9 protein-coding genes and 1 pseudogene are annotated in these 13,594 nt (G+C 41.5%); 4 read left to right on the top strand and 6 right to left on the bottom strand.

What is annotated here, in order from left to right; genetic code table 11:
- Positions 1-30: 30 nt before the first annotated feature.
- On the top strand, positions 31-1,410 hold the full coding sequence (locus QE422_RS15945) for an OmpP1/FadL family transporter (RefSeq protein ID WP_307460519.1): 1,380 nt from the start codon (positions 31-33) through the stop codon (positions 1,408-1,410).
- A gap of 91 nt (positions 1,411-1,501) precedes the next feature.
- Here the strand turns inward: QE422_RS15945 and QE422_RS15940 are convergent, their stop codons facing one another.
- Positions 1,502-2,212, bottom strand: a complete 711-nt coding sequence (locus QE422_RS15940; RefSeq protein ID WP_307462388.1) for a ZIP family metal transporter — start codon at positions 2,210-2,212, stop codon at positions 1,502-1,504.
- Positions 2,212-2,958: pseudogene (locus tag QE422_RS15935) on the bottom strand (cyclopropane-fatty-acyl-phospholipid synthase family protein); the annotation flags it as partial. The gene QE422_RS15940 and the pseudogene QE422_RS15935, both read right to left, overlap by 1 nt.
- Positions 2,959-3,062: 104 nt before the next feature.
- Here QE422_RS15935 and QE422_RS15930 point away from each other — a divergent pair.
- Both QE422_RS15930 and QE422_RS15925 read left to right on the top strand, forming a co-directional pair.
- Positions 3,063-4,223, top strand: coding sequence for a class I SAM-dependent RNA methyltransferase (locus QE422_RS15930; RefSeq protein ID WP_307460514.1), 1,161 nt, complete (start codon positions 3,063-3,065; stop codon positions 4,221-4,223).
- A 611-nt stretch (positions 4,224-4,834) separates the two neighbouring features.
- Positions 4,835-5,839, top strand: a complete 1,005-nt coding sequence (locus QE422_RS15925) for a glycosyltransferase family 2 protein (RefSeq protein ID WP_307460512.1) — start codon at positions 4,835-4,837, stop codon at positions 5,837-5,839.
- A 210-nt stretch (positions 5,840-6,049) separates the two neighbouring features.
- Here QE422_RS15925 and QE422_RS15920 read toward each other — a convergent pair whose 3' ends face one another.
- The gene (locus QE422_RS15920) at positions 6,050-7,276 is read right to left on the bottom strand and encodes an aminotransferase class I/II-fold pyridoxal phosphate-dependent enzyme (protein WP_307460509.1); all 1,227 of its coding nucleotides are present in this window, start codon (positions 7,274-7,276) and stop codon (positions 6,050-6,052) included.
- A 153-nt stretch (positions 7,277-7,429) separates the two neighbouring features.
- Here QE422_RS15920 and QE422_RS15915 point away from each other — a divergent pair, with 153 nt between their 5' ends.
- Positions 7,430-7,888, top strand: coding sequence for an Lrp/AsnC family transcriptional regulator (locus QE422_RS15915; RefSeq protein ID WP_307460505.1), 459 nt, complete (start codon positions 7,430-7,432; stop codon positions 7,886-7,888).
- Positions 7,889-7,991: 103 nt separating this feature from the next.
- On the opposite strand, the gene QE422_RS15910 is transcribed toward QE422_RS15915, so the two are convergent.
- The 3 genes from QE422_RS15910 to QE422_RS15900 all read right to left on the bottom strand — a co-directional run bounded on the left by QE422_RS15910 (position 7,992) and on the right by QE422_RS15900 (position 13,534).
- Positions 7,992-9,023, bottom strand: a complete 1,032-nt coding sequence (locus QE422_RS15910) for a bestrophin family protein (protein WP_307460502.1) — start codon at positions 9,021-9,023, stop codon at positions 7,992-7,994.
- Between the two features lie 244 nt (positions 9,024-9,267).
- Positions 9,268-11,340 carry a thiamine pyrophosphate-dependent enzyme gene (locus tag QE422_RS15905; protein ID WP_307460500.1) on the bottom strand — a complete coding sequence of 691 codons (2,073 nt, stop codon included), beginning with the start codon at positions 11,338-11,340 and terminating at the stop codon, positions 9,268-9,270.
- Positions 11,341-11,422: 82 nt separating this feature from the next.
- A complete protein-coding gene (locus QE422_RS15900) occupies positions 11,423-13,534 on the bottom strand; it encodes a S8 family peptidase (protein ID WP_307460496.1) in 2,112 nt (703 codons plus the stop codon).
- Between the last annotated feature and the right edge of the window lie 60 nt (positions 13,535-13,594).

The following is a 13,594-nucleotide window of genomic DNA, read 5'->3' as shown; positions in this document are numbered from 1 at the left end:
AAAATAATGTTAAAAAAATCTTTAGCAATAATGAGCATCTCTGCCGCATTTTTTGCGCAGGCTCAGGATGTCTCTATAATTAGAAATACGGTGGATGTATACTCCAATGCACCGAATGTAGGTTCTGCTAAGTTTAACGCAATGGGTGGTTCCAACGGAGCCTTAGGAGGCGATGCCAATTCGCTTCTGACCAACCCGGCAGGTTTGGGAGTCGCTATTTCGGGAGAGATTTCAGGAACGCTTTCTCTTACCAACAATAAGAATACTTCGTCTTATGCAGGTTCGTCTTACGGATACAGCATCAATAAAGGAGACCTGGGGAATTTGGGAGCAGTAATGACATTTCAGCTGATGACTGAAAGTGCATGGAAATTTATTAATATCGGGGTAAATTATTCCAATCAGTCTGTAGAAAACTATATAGAAACTCCCGGAAATAATAACCTGGTTTATGATTTTCCTGATGGCGGAAGTTCGTCATTCGGAAGACATGCTTATGACCGTTACGGGTATTTATCCAAAACAAGTTTCGGGGTAGGAGCAAACTATAACAATAATTTATACCTGGGAGCCGGATTGAATTTTTTAAATTCATCTGTTGACCAGTCGGATACGGCAATCTTCAACTCTCTGTCTAATGGAAATTCCGAGTACTTCAGTAAGCAGAATACGCCATTTACTGAAAAAGCAAACGGTTTTTCTGCTTCCTTAGGGGTTATCGGAAAACTAAGCTCGAACTTCAGATTAGGGGCAGCGTTGGAAACTCCGACTTTCTGGAATATCGACAGAGGTTACAATTATTACAACGATCCGATCACAGGAGATGATTTTGCTGCTGAAAACAGAAGGCTGACCACTCCGATGAAAGCTACGGTAAGTGCGGCATTTATTGCCAGCAAAAGCTTTGCTTTAAACGTAGATTACACATTGGGTCTGACAAAGCCGAAATACAAAGTGTACGGAGATGCTGAAACCGAAATGAACGACTTCTTTAAGGATAATTATAAAAACTTATCCGAATTAAAGATCGGTGCAGAGTACAGAATCAAGCAGTTTAGATTGAGAGGAGGATATTCATATGCATCCAGCCCTTTCGATGCGCTGACAATCGACAGATATAATAATGACGGAAGTGTTTCCGAAAACCAGTCTTACAGCAACCTGATCTTAAATGACAGAAATGCTTTATCTTTTGGTTTGGGATATGATTTCAGATCATTCTATATCGATGCGTCTTATCAGAATATATCTTCCAAATACAGTAATCCGTTCTTATACGGTAATGTAGACAGTAATTATGAAGCAGGATATTACTCTCCAAACCGTTTGATCTCCAGCGATGCTTATGCGGTATCAGACGTGAAGAATATCAGAAATAATTTCTTCCTTACTTTTGGATGGAAATTCTAATATAAAAGATCATTCTGAATATAAAAAAAGGCTCTGAGTAAAATCAGAGCCTTTTTTATGCTTTATTGTTAAATAAATAATATTGTCAAATCTATGGATGAGTGTGGAACAAATGCATGATAAGTGCTAGGGAAACCCCTAAGATAACCAGTCCAATCTTTACCCAGTCGATGTTATGGTTCTTATTGCTTTCAAAAATAATTACCGAAGATATATGCAGGAAAATCCCACCGACAATCGCCAGGAAATACGGCTGCAGATCCGGGTTGAAATAATTTCCCAGCAGCATACCCATCGGTGAAGCTAAAGCAAATAAAGCAACGATCAGCAGGGAAGGATATGAAGGAACAGATTTCGGTTTATGAGTTCTGTTAAAAAGAAAAGCACCCAGGATAAATGATATCGGCAAATTATGAAAAACAATTCCCAACAGATAAGGGGAAAAATCATGCTCTTCATTGGCTAAAGGGATCCCTTCGATAAAAGCATGAATGAAAAGTCCCACCATCAAGGCCACCGGCAAAATGTTATGCTCGCTGTGATGATGGAAATGGCCGTGCTCAAAACCTTTTGTTAAAGCTTCAAGAATCATCTGTAACAGGACACCGCCGATCACAAAAATTCCTAAGCTCTTGCCCGTTCCGGAAGTATAAACCTGAGGAAATACTTCGTTTAGGCAGACTGTAATCAGAAAGCCGGCACTCAGGATGAGTAAATTTTTGGCCAGTTTTTCTTTTTTACCGAAATACTTTCCCAGAAATACCCCTGCAATCACACTGGCGATCAGTAAAAGTACCGTAATCATGATTTTTTTCTGAATAGATTAATGCAACGGGCTGAAGTTTCCTTATTAAACCCGTTGAGCTGATAGTCGCCCCAGATTTTTATTCTTTCAAAACCGCAATCCGTAGCGTATGAATTGATCGCTTCCAGCGTATGCAGCTTTACCTTTTCGAAGAAATGAAAAGGCTTACCGTCTGCTTCGAACCTGATATCTTTTACGATATGGCGTCCTTCTATTTTCTTCAGGATTTTAAATTCGATATTTCCGCGGGTAACGGTAGACTCCGGAACGATACTTTTTCGTACAAATTCCTCATTCAGGTAATCCAGCACAAAAAAACCACCAGGTTTTAATACATTATAAACCGACTGGAATACTTTTTTATCATCATTTTCATTATCAAAATACCCAAAGCTTGTAAACAGGTTGAAAACCGCATCCATAGGATCGGCATCAATCGGGTTTCTCATGTCATGCACATCAAAAAGCAGGGTCTGGTTTTCAAACTGCTTGTCGAATTCGATGCTTTGCCTGGAAAGATCCAGTCCCAAAACATCATATCCAAGTTTATTGAGAAAAACAGAGTGCCTTCCTTTGCCGCAGGCCAGATCGATGATCCTGGAATTTGGAGGAAGCTGCAGATCCGATGTAAGCTTCGTGATGAAGTTTTCTGCTTCCGTGTAGTCTCTATTGCTGTACAGCAGATGATAATAAGGGGTATCAAACCAAGATTCAAACCATTCCATGCTGCAAAAATAGTGTTTTTTGGCCGACTGTCCATAGCGGTTAACCCACGGTTTTCAAAGCTTGCAGCGATTTCTCTCATCGGTAAGCTGATAACCAACAACTAAAATTGTATTTTTGCATCATGAATACAGAAAATATACAGATCCAGATAAAAACATTCTTCGGATTGGAGCAGATTCTTGCCGAAGAAATCAAAAAGCTGGGCGGGCGAAAGGTGGAAATGAAAAACCGTGCCGTAAATTGTGAGGGCGATTTGGGCTTTTTATATAAAATTAATTATTCTGCCAGGACCGCACTGAAAATTTTGGTTCCGATCCATGAATTTAAGGCTTTCAACCAGCATCAGTTTTATGACCGTCTTTTTAAATTCAACTGGGAAGAATTTATGGACGTGGACCAGTCGTTTGCGATTGACGCTACGGTAAACTCTGAAACATTCAAACATTCGCAGTTTGTGACCCTAAAGATGAAAGATGCGATCGTGGATTATTTTCAGGATAAATTCAAAAGGCGTCCAAATGTGGAGACTAGGAATCCGGATATCAAATTCCACCTTCATATCGACCGTGAACTGATTACCATTTCATTGGATTCTTCAGGCGATCCTTTATTTAAAAGAGGATATCGCAGGGAACAGGGGGAAGCGCCGATTAACGAAGTACTGGCCAGCGGTATGCTGCAATTGGCAGGATGGGACGGGAAAGGAAACTTCCTTGATCCGATGTGCGGTTCGGGAACCCTTCTTATCGAGGCAGCCATGATTGCCCTGGATCTGCCGGCCCAGATTTTCAGAAGAGGATTTGCATTTCAGAACTGGAAAAATTATGATGCCGACCTGTTCAAGAAAATCAAGGAATTCCGCATCAACCGGGTAAAAGAATTCACCGGAAAGATTGTCGGATACGACATTGATGCCCGTATGCTGAATGCTGCCCGAATGAATATTGAGGCTGCTGAAATGGAAGACGTGATCGAAGTGAAAAAGCAGAATTTCTTCGATTCCAAAAAAGAACTTTTCCCGTTGCTGATGGTATTCAACCCGCCATATGATGAGAGAATCTCCATTAATGATGATGATTTCTACAAGAAAATAGGGGATACTTTTAAAACCCATTACCCGAATACATTAGCCTGGCTGATCTCATCCGACCTGGAGGCGGTGAAGAAAATCGGTCTCCGCCCGTCGAGAAAGATCAAGCTTTTCAACGGGAAACTGGAAACCCGGTTTTTACAGTACGAAATGTATGAAGGCACGAAAAAAGTGCATAAGCTGGAAAATTAATTATAATACAAACCTTTCGCATTGCGGGAGGTTTTTTATTAAATGTATACATCTTTCAATTTGATGTCAGCAAAGTGATGTGTGGAAGAAATAAAGATGATTTTCTGAAGGTCACTTGCTTCGGATAGGCTTCGAGCCTCAGCCTAATAGTTTCACACATGCATTTTTGTTTGAGTCAAAATGCTATTTTATTTCAACAGCATATAATTCAGATAGTATTAGCGTTATGTCATCCTGAGGTTCTCGAAGGATCTTTGTGCGTCGTCAGTAAAGGCTTCGCGATCCTCAGCCTGACAGTGCGTATGTACATTTTGGTTTGAATTCAAATGTTATTTTATTTCAACATAATATAATTCAGATCGTATTTGCGTTGTGTCATCCTGAGGCTCTAGAAGGATCTTTGCGTCCGTCAGTAAAGGCTTCGAGAGCCTCAGCCTGACAGTGCGTATATTTTAGTTCAGCCGAAATTAACAGGAGTTCTAAATTCAAAACCAATTACTATCTAATAATTTTCACATTGGATACGATCTGAAGAAATTTCCTGTTTATAAATTATCATAAATGCTTTGCGCATTCTCCCTTTAATAAGTAATTTTGAAAAATTTTCAGATTTGAAGCCTACCATTTCCATTGTTGTTGCCATTTTTAACCGTCGGGACGAACTTTTTGAACTGCTGAATTCTCTTACTGCACAGACAGACAGGGAATTTGAGATCATTATTGTAGATGACGGCTCCATGATCGATCTGAAACCTACTGTTGAAAATTTTACAGAATTTTTAAAGATTAAATATTTTAGGAAAGACAATTCGGGTCCCGGTTTATCGAGAAATTACGGTTCCGGGAGAGCCGAAAACGAATGGCTGGTTTTTGTGGACAGCGATGTGATCGTTGAGAAGGATTATATTGAAAATATTAAAAAAGACATCCTCGAAATTCCGTGCGATGCTTTTGGAGGTGCGGATAAGGCGCATAAAGGATTTAACTTGATGCAGAAAGCCATTTCCTATTCCATGACCTCAGTTTTTACCACAGGCGGAATCCGGGGGAATAAAAAAGCGGTTTCAAAATTTCAGCCGAGAAGCTTCAATATGGGTGTTAAAAAAGAAGTATTTGAAAAAGTAGGTGGATTTTCCGAAATGCGCATCGGCGAGGATCCGGATTTATCCATGACCCTTTGGGAAAACGGTTTTACCACGGCTTTCTTTGATGATATTGCGGTATATCATAAGCGCAGGGTAGATTTCGGAAAGTTTTCAAAACAGGTTTATCAGTTTGGCTGTGCCCGTCCGATCCTTAACCAGCGGCATCCAAATTATGTGAAAATTTCTTTCGCATTCCCCACTTTATTCCTGATCGGATATATCATGGGCTTTTTGGAATATTTCATCATGGGGAAAGGCATCATCCTGGCATTTTACGGGCTTTATACGTTTATGGTTGTCTTCCATGCTTTACTGGTTACCAAAAACATCAGCATCACCGGAATGGCCGTTATTGCCACCTATATCCAGATGTTTTCGTATGGTTACGGGTTTTTGAAATCATGGGTGCTGCTTAATATTTTCAAAATGAAGCCGGAAGAGGCTTTCCCAAGCCATTTCCATAAAAATTGATCGTTTATTTTCAAATGATTTTGCCAATTTTAAAAACAACTTAATTATTTCATTTTAAAATTTAGACTGCGTTGAAACTCATTTAGGCTTCTTTAAGTGAAACGGTTTTGTGAACCTCAAAAACAGTCAGTATCCCAAAAAACTTAGTGCACTCCGTGTTCAGATCTAAAAAACAAAAGCTGTCGAATCAACAACAGCTTTTTACAATAGTTAGGATATGGAGATGGTCTCATGGTTGAGAACACCTGTTTTCAGCATGCATTCTCTCATTTTTTCGTAAGTTCGTTCGATATCGTGGTCGAGTCCTATAGAGAACCGGATCAGTCCGTCGGAAATTCCCATGGCTGCCCGTTCTTCTTCCGGAATTTCGGAGGAGGTAGAGCTTCCGGAGCAGGAGAATAAGGTTTTATAAAAGCCCAAGCTTACGGCAAGATAGCCCAGGTTTTCCTGCTGCATCAGTTCCATCAGTTCGTTGGCTTTTTCCGTAGCTCCCGCATCCAAAGTCAATAGTCCGCCAAACCCGTATTCCTCGTGCATCATGCTTTTCATGAGTTCGTGGTTTTTATGGGATTTCAGGCCGGGATATACGACCCGCAGTCCGTCTTCCTCAAATTTTCTTGCCAGATACATCGCATTGTAGCTATGTTGCTTCATCCGGATATGGAGCGTCCTCAGGTTTTTCAGGATACTTGCCGAACGGAAGCTGTCCATAGTGGGGCCCAGCAGCATACAGGCGCCGCTGTTTACATTTTTGGTATCGTTGATAAATTCCTGGGTTCCGCAGTACACGCCGCCTACCGTATCGCTGCTTCCGTTGATGAATTTCGTCAGGGAATGAATCACGATGTCTGCACCAAGCAATTTGGGAGAAATGGAAAGTGGGGAAAATGTATTGTCTACAATCAGTTTCAGGTTGTACCTTTTACAGATTTCGGATAATTTTCTCAGATCAGCAACTTCCAGAAGCGGGTTGCTTACACTCTCACAATATATAATTTTGGTGTTTTCGTTAATAGCGTTTTCTACAGACTCAAAATTGCTGATGTCGACAAATGTGGTATTGATGCTGAAAGGCGGCAAAAAGTTTTTCAGGAAAGCGTAGGTTCCTCCATAAATCGTCCGGCTCGAAACAATATGGTCGCCGCTTTTGCAGACCTGCATCAGTACCGAAGTAATGGCTCCCATTCCTGAAGCGGTGACGTTGGCTGCTTCGGTATTTTCAAGTTTTGCCAGTGCCTGAGAAAGATACAGGTTCATCGGGGAAGAGTGCCTGGAGTACAGATAACATCCTTCGGCATTTCCTTCGAAAGTATCAAACATTGTTTTGGCAGACAGGAAGGTATAAGTCGAACTGTCTGAAATAGAAGGATTCACTCCTCCGAATTCTCCGAAATACTGCAAGTCCTGGATTTCATTGGCGGCATTAAAGTCTTTCATATCGCATCGATTTTATGCTGTAAATATGATCAACCTCTGGAATTATTACAATATAATTTTGAATTATTAGAATATAAATCTATTTATATTTAAATTGATAGAAAAAAAGTTTATTATATTTGATTTAAATAAAAAATTACCAAAAAATCATCTATGAATTTTGATGAAACCGATAAAAAATTGCTTCTTTTTTTGCAGGAAGATGCCAAACAGACCACCAAAGAGCTGTCCCACAAGCTCGGATTGTCGGTTACCGCAGTGTATGAACGCATCAGAAAAATGGAAAATACAGGGGTGATTTCCAGATACGTAGCCTTGTTGGACCGGCATAAAATCAACAAAGATTTTATTGTGCTCTGCCATATCAAACTCACCCAGCATAAAAAGGAATACGTTCTCCAATTTGAAAAAGAAGTCATGAACCTGCAGGAAGTCACCGAGTGTTTTCACGTGAGCGGAGATTACGATTATATTTTAAAAATCGGTGTAAAAGATATGGAAGATTACCGCAATTTTATGCTTTCCAAACTTACTACTTTGCAGCATATTGCGAGTACCCATAGCTCGTTTATGATCTCTGAAGTAAAAAATACTACGGCTATTATATTGTAATGCGGTCAGGATTTAATTTTAGATATTTAGCGGCTAAAAAACTATAAAACCATTAAGATTACTGAAATCTCAATGGTTTTAAGATAATATTATTAAATTAAATTTAAACTAAAACTCCGTTTTTCGAAGCAATCGGATCCGGCAGCTCTGTTTCTCCCGTCATTTGCAGAAGATCGATTTCGATGGTACGGCAGATTGAAAGCATCGGGATATCGAACATAAGCCCTTCAAAAGGGTTTTCCGAGTAATCGCCCACCAGTTCCATAATAATATAGATCCAGCCGATGGTAATACAGAACGGGATGGATGCCCAGATTCCCCAATCTCCCAGTTTAGCAAATTCACTAACTAAACCTAAAGGAAGCAGCATGATAAAGATGATATTGAAAACAAAAGCCGTACTCGCAAACTGTCTGGGCAACGGAAACTTCTTAATTCTTTCGGCCTGTCCCTGAAGGGTGTAAAATTCATTCAGACAATCCTGCAGCTGCTTCTGATTGAAATCTGAAATAACATTCATATTCTTAAGCTCATTTACATCTTTTGACTGCTGGGCTATCAGATAAGTTGCAAAATTCTTGTAATGGGACTGTAAGCTTACTTCTTCTTCAGATAAATATTTATTGAGAAAAATGGGTGTTCTTCCGTAATCCGGAAATCCTGCTTTAATCAGCCGGTTTCGTTTATGATCGATATTTTTAAACTGATCTTCTTCCACTTTAATGTGTTCCCATTCGGTAGGAATCAAAAGCTGTTCACGCAACTGATACAACCATGCAATATGGCGGCATACGATTTTCTTACGGCGGTCTTCCAAATTAAATTTTCCTATTTCTTCATTGTCCGTTTGAAACGCGTACACCATAGATCCGAGCATCCTGCTGGAATTAACGATTCCGCCCCATATCTTTCTTGCTTCCCATAATCTGTCGTAGGCCTGGTTGTTTTTAAAACCTACCAAAAAAGCCTCAGCAGTACCGATCAGCGCTACGGGAACCCAGGGAATAATCATCCAGTCCCAGTGAAAAAAGTGAAAAAGAATGGCAATCAGTGTACACCAGGCCGAAATCAAAATCATGTGGAATCCTGATAAATTGAGAATCTGCTTGTAGTTGACGTATTTTGTTGTAATCATAAGCTGTAAACTAGCGAAACAATAAGCAAAATAGATACCATGTTTTTGTGGTAGGTGCAGAGTTATAGATTGATTTTATTTAATAATTCTGCGATAGAATTTGGGTTGACAAATTGGAATAGGGAATAGGATAGGCAGGAAGTTTTCCTTTTAACATCACTGTCTGCAGCTTACTTTTACATATAGCTAAAAGCCGGGTACAAAAAAACCTCCGGATTCGGAGGTTGCATTATTTTTATCTGAATTAATAGTTCATCATTTCTTCTATTTTTGCGCTCAGCTTTTCTGCGTTCGGCAGCATTTCCTTTTCCAGCACCAGATTGATGGGCACTGCCGGAACATCCAGCGATCCCATAGTTTCTACCGGAGCGTCAAGGTAGCGGAAACAGTTTTTAGAAATCCGATGGGCGAAAGCTTCTGCAAAAGAATTGTTCAGCTGCTCTTCCGTTAGGACAATACATTTCCCGTGGGCTTTTACCCGCTCGAAAACCAATTCTTCATCCAAAGGAATTAATGTTCTCAGATCGATGACTTCAACTCTTCCATTAAAGTTTTTCACGGCTTCTTTTGCCCAGTACACGCCCATTCCGTAGGTCACGACCAATATGGTCCTTCCTTTTTCGGTTTCATCTTTCTCCGCCTCGATAATAACTTTTCCTTTTCCGAAAGGCAGGATATAATCTTCTGCCGGTTCGATGGTTTTAGCATCTTCGGTTCCCGGAACTTTGCTCCAGTAGAGACCTTTATGCTCCAGCATGATCACCGGGTTCGGATCATAATAAGCTGCTTTCAATAAGCCCTTAAAATCGGCTGCATTGCTTGGATAGGCGATTTTAATCCCTTTGATATTGGCTAAGATGCTTTCCACGCTTCCGCTGTGGTAAGGTCCGCCGCCGCCGTAAGCTCCGATCGGAACACGGATGATATTGCTCACAGGGAATTTCCCCTGGCTCAGATAACTTGATTTTGAAATCTCCGTAATCAGCTGGTTGATTCCCGGATAAATATAATCGGCAAACTGTACTTCCACAATCGGTTTTAGCCCAACGGCACTCATCCCTGTTGTAGAGCCGATGATGTAGGCTTCCTGGATCGCCGTATTGAAAACCCTTTTGCTTCCGAACTTCTTTCCCAGCGTTACTGTTTCACGGAAAACCCCGCCGATTCTTTCGCCGACGTCCTGCCCGTACAGCAAAGCTTCCGGATGTTTCCACATCAGCTCCTGAATGGCATGAATGGCAGCATCTACCATTACGATTTTCTCTCCGCCCTGAGGTTCGCGGGTTCCTGTTTCTTCGGTTATTGGTGTCGGTGCAAAAACATGCTCCATCACCGTTTCAGGCTTTGGATCTTCTGCTTTCTTAGCCTTTTCAAAAGCTTCTTCCGCTTCAAGACGGGCTTTTTTGGTAATCTGTTTTAATAATTCTTCGTCAACTCCAGATTCAATCAGATGGTTTCTGAGGATTTCTCCCGGATCCTTAGCACGGTGTTTGGTCAAATCCTCTTCATCCCGGTAGAATTCTCTTCTCACTCCTGAAGTATGGTGACCGATCAGTACGGTTTTGGCACATACAACCAACGGTTTTCTTTCGGTACGTACAAAATCCACCGCTTTTTTCATCACCTCAAAGCTTTCAATGAAATCGGTTCCGTCTACTCGCATTCTGCTTAATCCGGTGAATCCTGCTACAAATTCATAGGCATCGCAGGTTCTTGCTTCATCTTTGGTTACGGAAATACCCCATTCATTGTCCTGTACCAGGAAAATAATCGGAAGCTGGTGCAATGCGGAAAACTGAAGTGCTTCACTCACTTCACCTTCCGTTACGGAATTGTCACCAAGGCTGCAGACAACTACCGGATTGTTTTCAAACTGCTGTAAATTAAAATCCTGGATATATTTGATCCCCTGGGCAACCCCTGCGGTTGGGATCGTCTGCATTCCCGTTGCCGAACTTTGATGGATGATTTTCGGTTTGTCTTCGTCCCTGCTTGAAGGGTGGGCATAATAGGATCTTCCTCCTGAAAAAGGATCGTCAGCTTTTGCCAACAGCTGCAGCATAAGCTGATACGGCTCGAAACCGATTCCCAGCAGAATACTTTCGTCTCTGTAATAAGGAGATACCCAGTCTTCCTTTTTAAGCTGATAGGCGGTGGCCAGCTGGATGGCTTCATGCCCTCTTGAAGTACTGTGGACGTATTTGGTAACATTTCTGTTTTCTTCGTAGATATCTGCCATCGCTTTGGCAAGCATCATGTGATTGTAAGCCTTTAGCAAAATATCCTGAGAAACTTTTTCGTGAAGTGTATTTTCCATAGAAGGCAAAGATAAACAAAAAAATAAAACACTAACAGTCGTTAGTGTTTTATGGATTGTAAAGCTGTAAGTGATTAATTATCTATTCTTTAATTACTTTCTTGGAAATGATATTGCTGCCGGTTTTCACTTCGATGATGTATATTCCTTTAACGTAAGAAGAAAGATCGATGCTTTCCTCGCTGCCTTTTACCGTGCCGGTCTGCAGTTTTTTACCGGACAGGTCATACACGGTAAATGCAGATCGGGCAGGAGCTTTCAGTACTTTCACATAGTCTTTGGTGATGGTTGGCGCGATGATGATGCCGTTGTCTTTTACTACTTCACCGGTTCCTAAAACAGACTGCTGCGTCAGGCCTGTCACCATGATCGAATAATTTTGCGGTGCAGGATTCCCGGAGTCATCAACCAATGTTCCTTTGTTGCCGACTTCCACCCGGTAGATTCTTCCCGCTACCGGGTTGTCGAGTACTACCTGTTCTACATTATCCACGGTGTTGTCTGCTTTGGTTGCAGGCGTCATCGGGCTGGTGGCATTGAGCTTCCAGGGATAATATATCGTATTGTTCGTCGTGTCAATGATTCTTATATCGAGATCGTTGATCAGCTTTGAAGTTCTGTTGTTATAAACGTCTGAGACATACTGATAATTGGGAGTGTATTCAGGGTCAGTCCAGCTAACGGTCACCTTTAGCGGTTCACTGCCGGTTGCCGTAATAATTTTATTGTTTTTAACCCCGCTGATGAGTGTTTCATTGTTAAAAACGACTGTATTGTTTGCTTTTCCTACCAATAATTCTGCTCCTTTTTTCGCGTTAATAAAACCCCATCCAAACAACGGGTCCGGTCCTATATTTCCTGCTTCAGATGCTGAATGGACGGTAAGAACTTTTGCAGAAGCGGCATTCAGCAAGGCATTATTGAACAGCTGCTTGTAAATCTGAGTCCAGAGTCCGATAATTCCTGTCACCACCGGTGCAGAAAAGGAGGTTCCGCTTCCCTGTGCCCAGGCGCTGCTCCCGGTGGCAGAACTTGAAGCATACAGAACATCAGTTCCTACCGTAGAAATATCCGGCTTTATACCGCCGTCATCCCGCGGGCCTGCACTGCTGTAGTCCGAATGCACCACATCGGAAGATGCTGTATAACGGTAATTATTGGTACTGATGATATCCGTAGCGCCCACTACAATAATATTTTTTGCCAGTGATCCGGGACCGATACAGTCATAGCCAAGGGAGCAGTTATTGGCTGGGAGTGTATCACTGGAACTGAAGGCAGTTTGCCCGCTGGACGTTTTATAATATTTAGGAGCAGTAGAGCCTGTTCCGTTAGGCCCCATTCCGAAATAATTTCCGGCAGATTTTACGATAATAAATGAAGGATTGGTGTATACCAGCGCATCATAATTGTAATCGTTTGAATCGTAGGTCCCTTGAAAATCATAAAAAGAGCCTCCGCTTTTGGAACCGTTGTAGACGTACGAAGAAATATTTCCATTGCTGTCGTAATTTTCATTCCAGCCGGCATTAATTCCGTACGAGTGGTTCGAGATATTGGGTTGGGAGGTCTGTATTTTCTGATAGACCGTGCTGGTTGAAGTATCGCCCGGCAGGGTAGTGGTACTGAACATATAACTGTCCATGGTAGAGCTGCTGGCGACTCCCTTGGCATTTCCTACCGAGACTCCGCTGCTGTTGGATAGAGGCACACTTTTTCCACCTACAAAACTCCCGACTCCCGTAGAATGATCAGAGTAGCTTTGCGAGCTGTCTTCCTTGTTCGTAACCCTTCCTGGTGCATTATTGAATGCCGTATGGGCTTCGTAGATCCTCCCACCGTCGAAGATGGTGTATTTAATATTTTCTCCGTTAAAAGAGCCGGCAAGTCCTGAAACATTCCCGGCCGTGTTGAGCTGGTCCGAATTGGAATTCATCAGCTGGCGGGTATCCTGTTCCTGAAGAAAATAAGGAATATCAAAGTGAAAGCCGCCAAGACGGGATTTTAACGAATCTATTTTTTTCTGTGTTGTATTGTCCGGGTTTTTACCGTAAACTTTTGCAGCATAAGCATCAAACTTTTTTTCATTTTCTACTTTCTGCTTTTCAAATTCTCTTCTTAAATTCTCGTTGCCTTTTTGTGCATACATGGAAAGGCAGAACAAGGTACCTGCCAGAATTAGATGTTTTTTCATGCCGTTAGCGATTATGTAGATATTTCATTACAAATGTAGAGAAGATTCAGAATTATCGAT

Source organism: Chryseobacterium sp. SORGH_AS_0447 (genome assembly GCF_030818695.1).
Classification (GTDB): Bacteria; Bacteroidota; Bacteroidia; order Flavobacteriales; family Weeksellaceae; genus Chryseobacterium.
Note: the sequence above shows the minus strand (reverse complement) of the source record. Positions and strands in the feature narration are given on the sequence as shown.

What these genes read in the sequence shown, in the direction of transcription:
- QE422_RS15920 (WP_307460509.1), bottom strand. Translation starts at nt 7,276, where the DNA reads ATGAAAGACTTTAATGCCGCCAATGAAATCCAGGACTTGCAGTATTTC.
- QE422_RS15945 (WP_307460519.1), top strand. Translation starts at nt 31, where the DNA reads ATGAGCATCTCTGCCGCATTTTTTGCGCAGGCTCAGGATGTCTCTATA.
- QE422_RS15930 (WP_307460514.1), top strand. Translation starts at nt 3,063, where the DNA reads ATGAATACAGAAAATATACAGATCCAGATAAAAACATTCTTCGGATTG.
- QE422_RS15905 (WP_307460500.1), bottom strand. Translation starts at nt 11,340, where the DNA reads ATGGAAAATACACTTCACGAAAAAGTTTCTCAGGATATTTTGCTAAAG.
- QE422_RS15900 (WP_307460496.1), bottom strand. Translation starts at nt 13,534, where the DNA reads ATGAAAAAACATCTAATTCTGGCAGGTACCTTGTTCTGCCTTTCCATG.
- QE422_RS15915 (WP_307460505.1), top strand. Translation starts at nt 7,430, where the DNA reads ATGAATTTTGATGAAACCGATAAAAAATTGCTTCTTTTTTTGCAGGAA.
- QE422_RS15910 (WP_307460502.1), bottom strand. Translation starts at nt 9,023, where the DNA reads ATGATTACAACAAAATACGTCAACTACAAGCAGATTCTCAATTTATCA.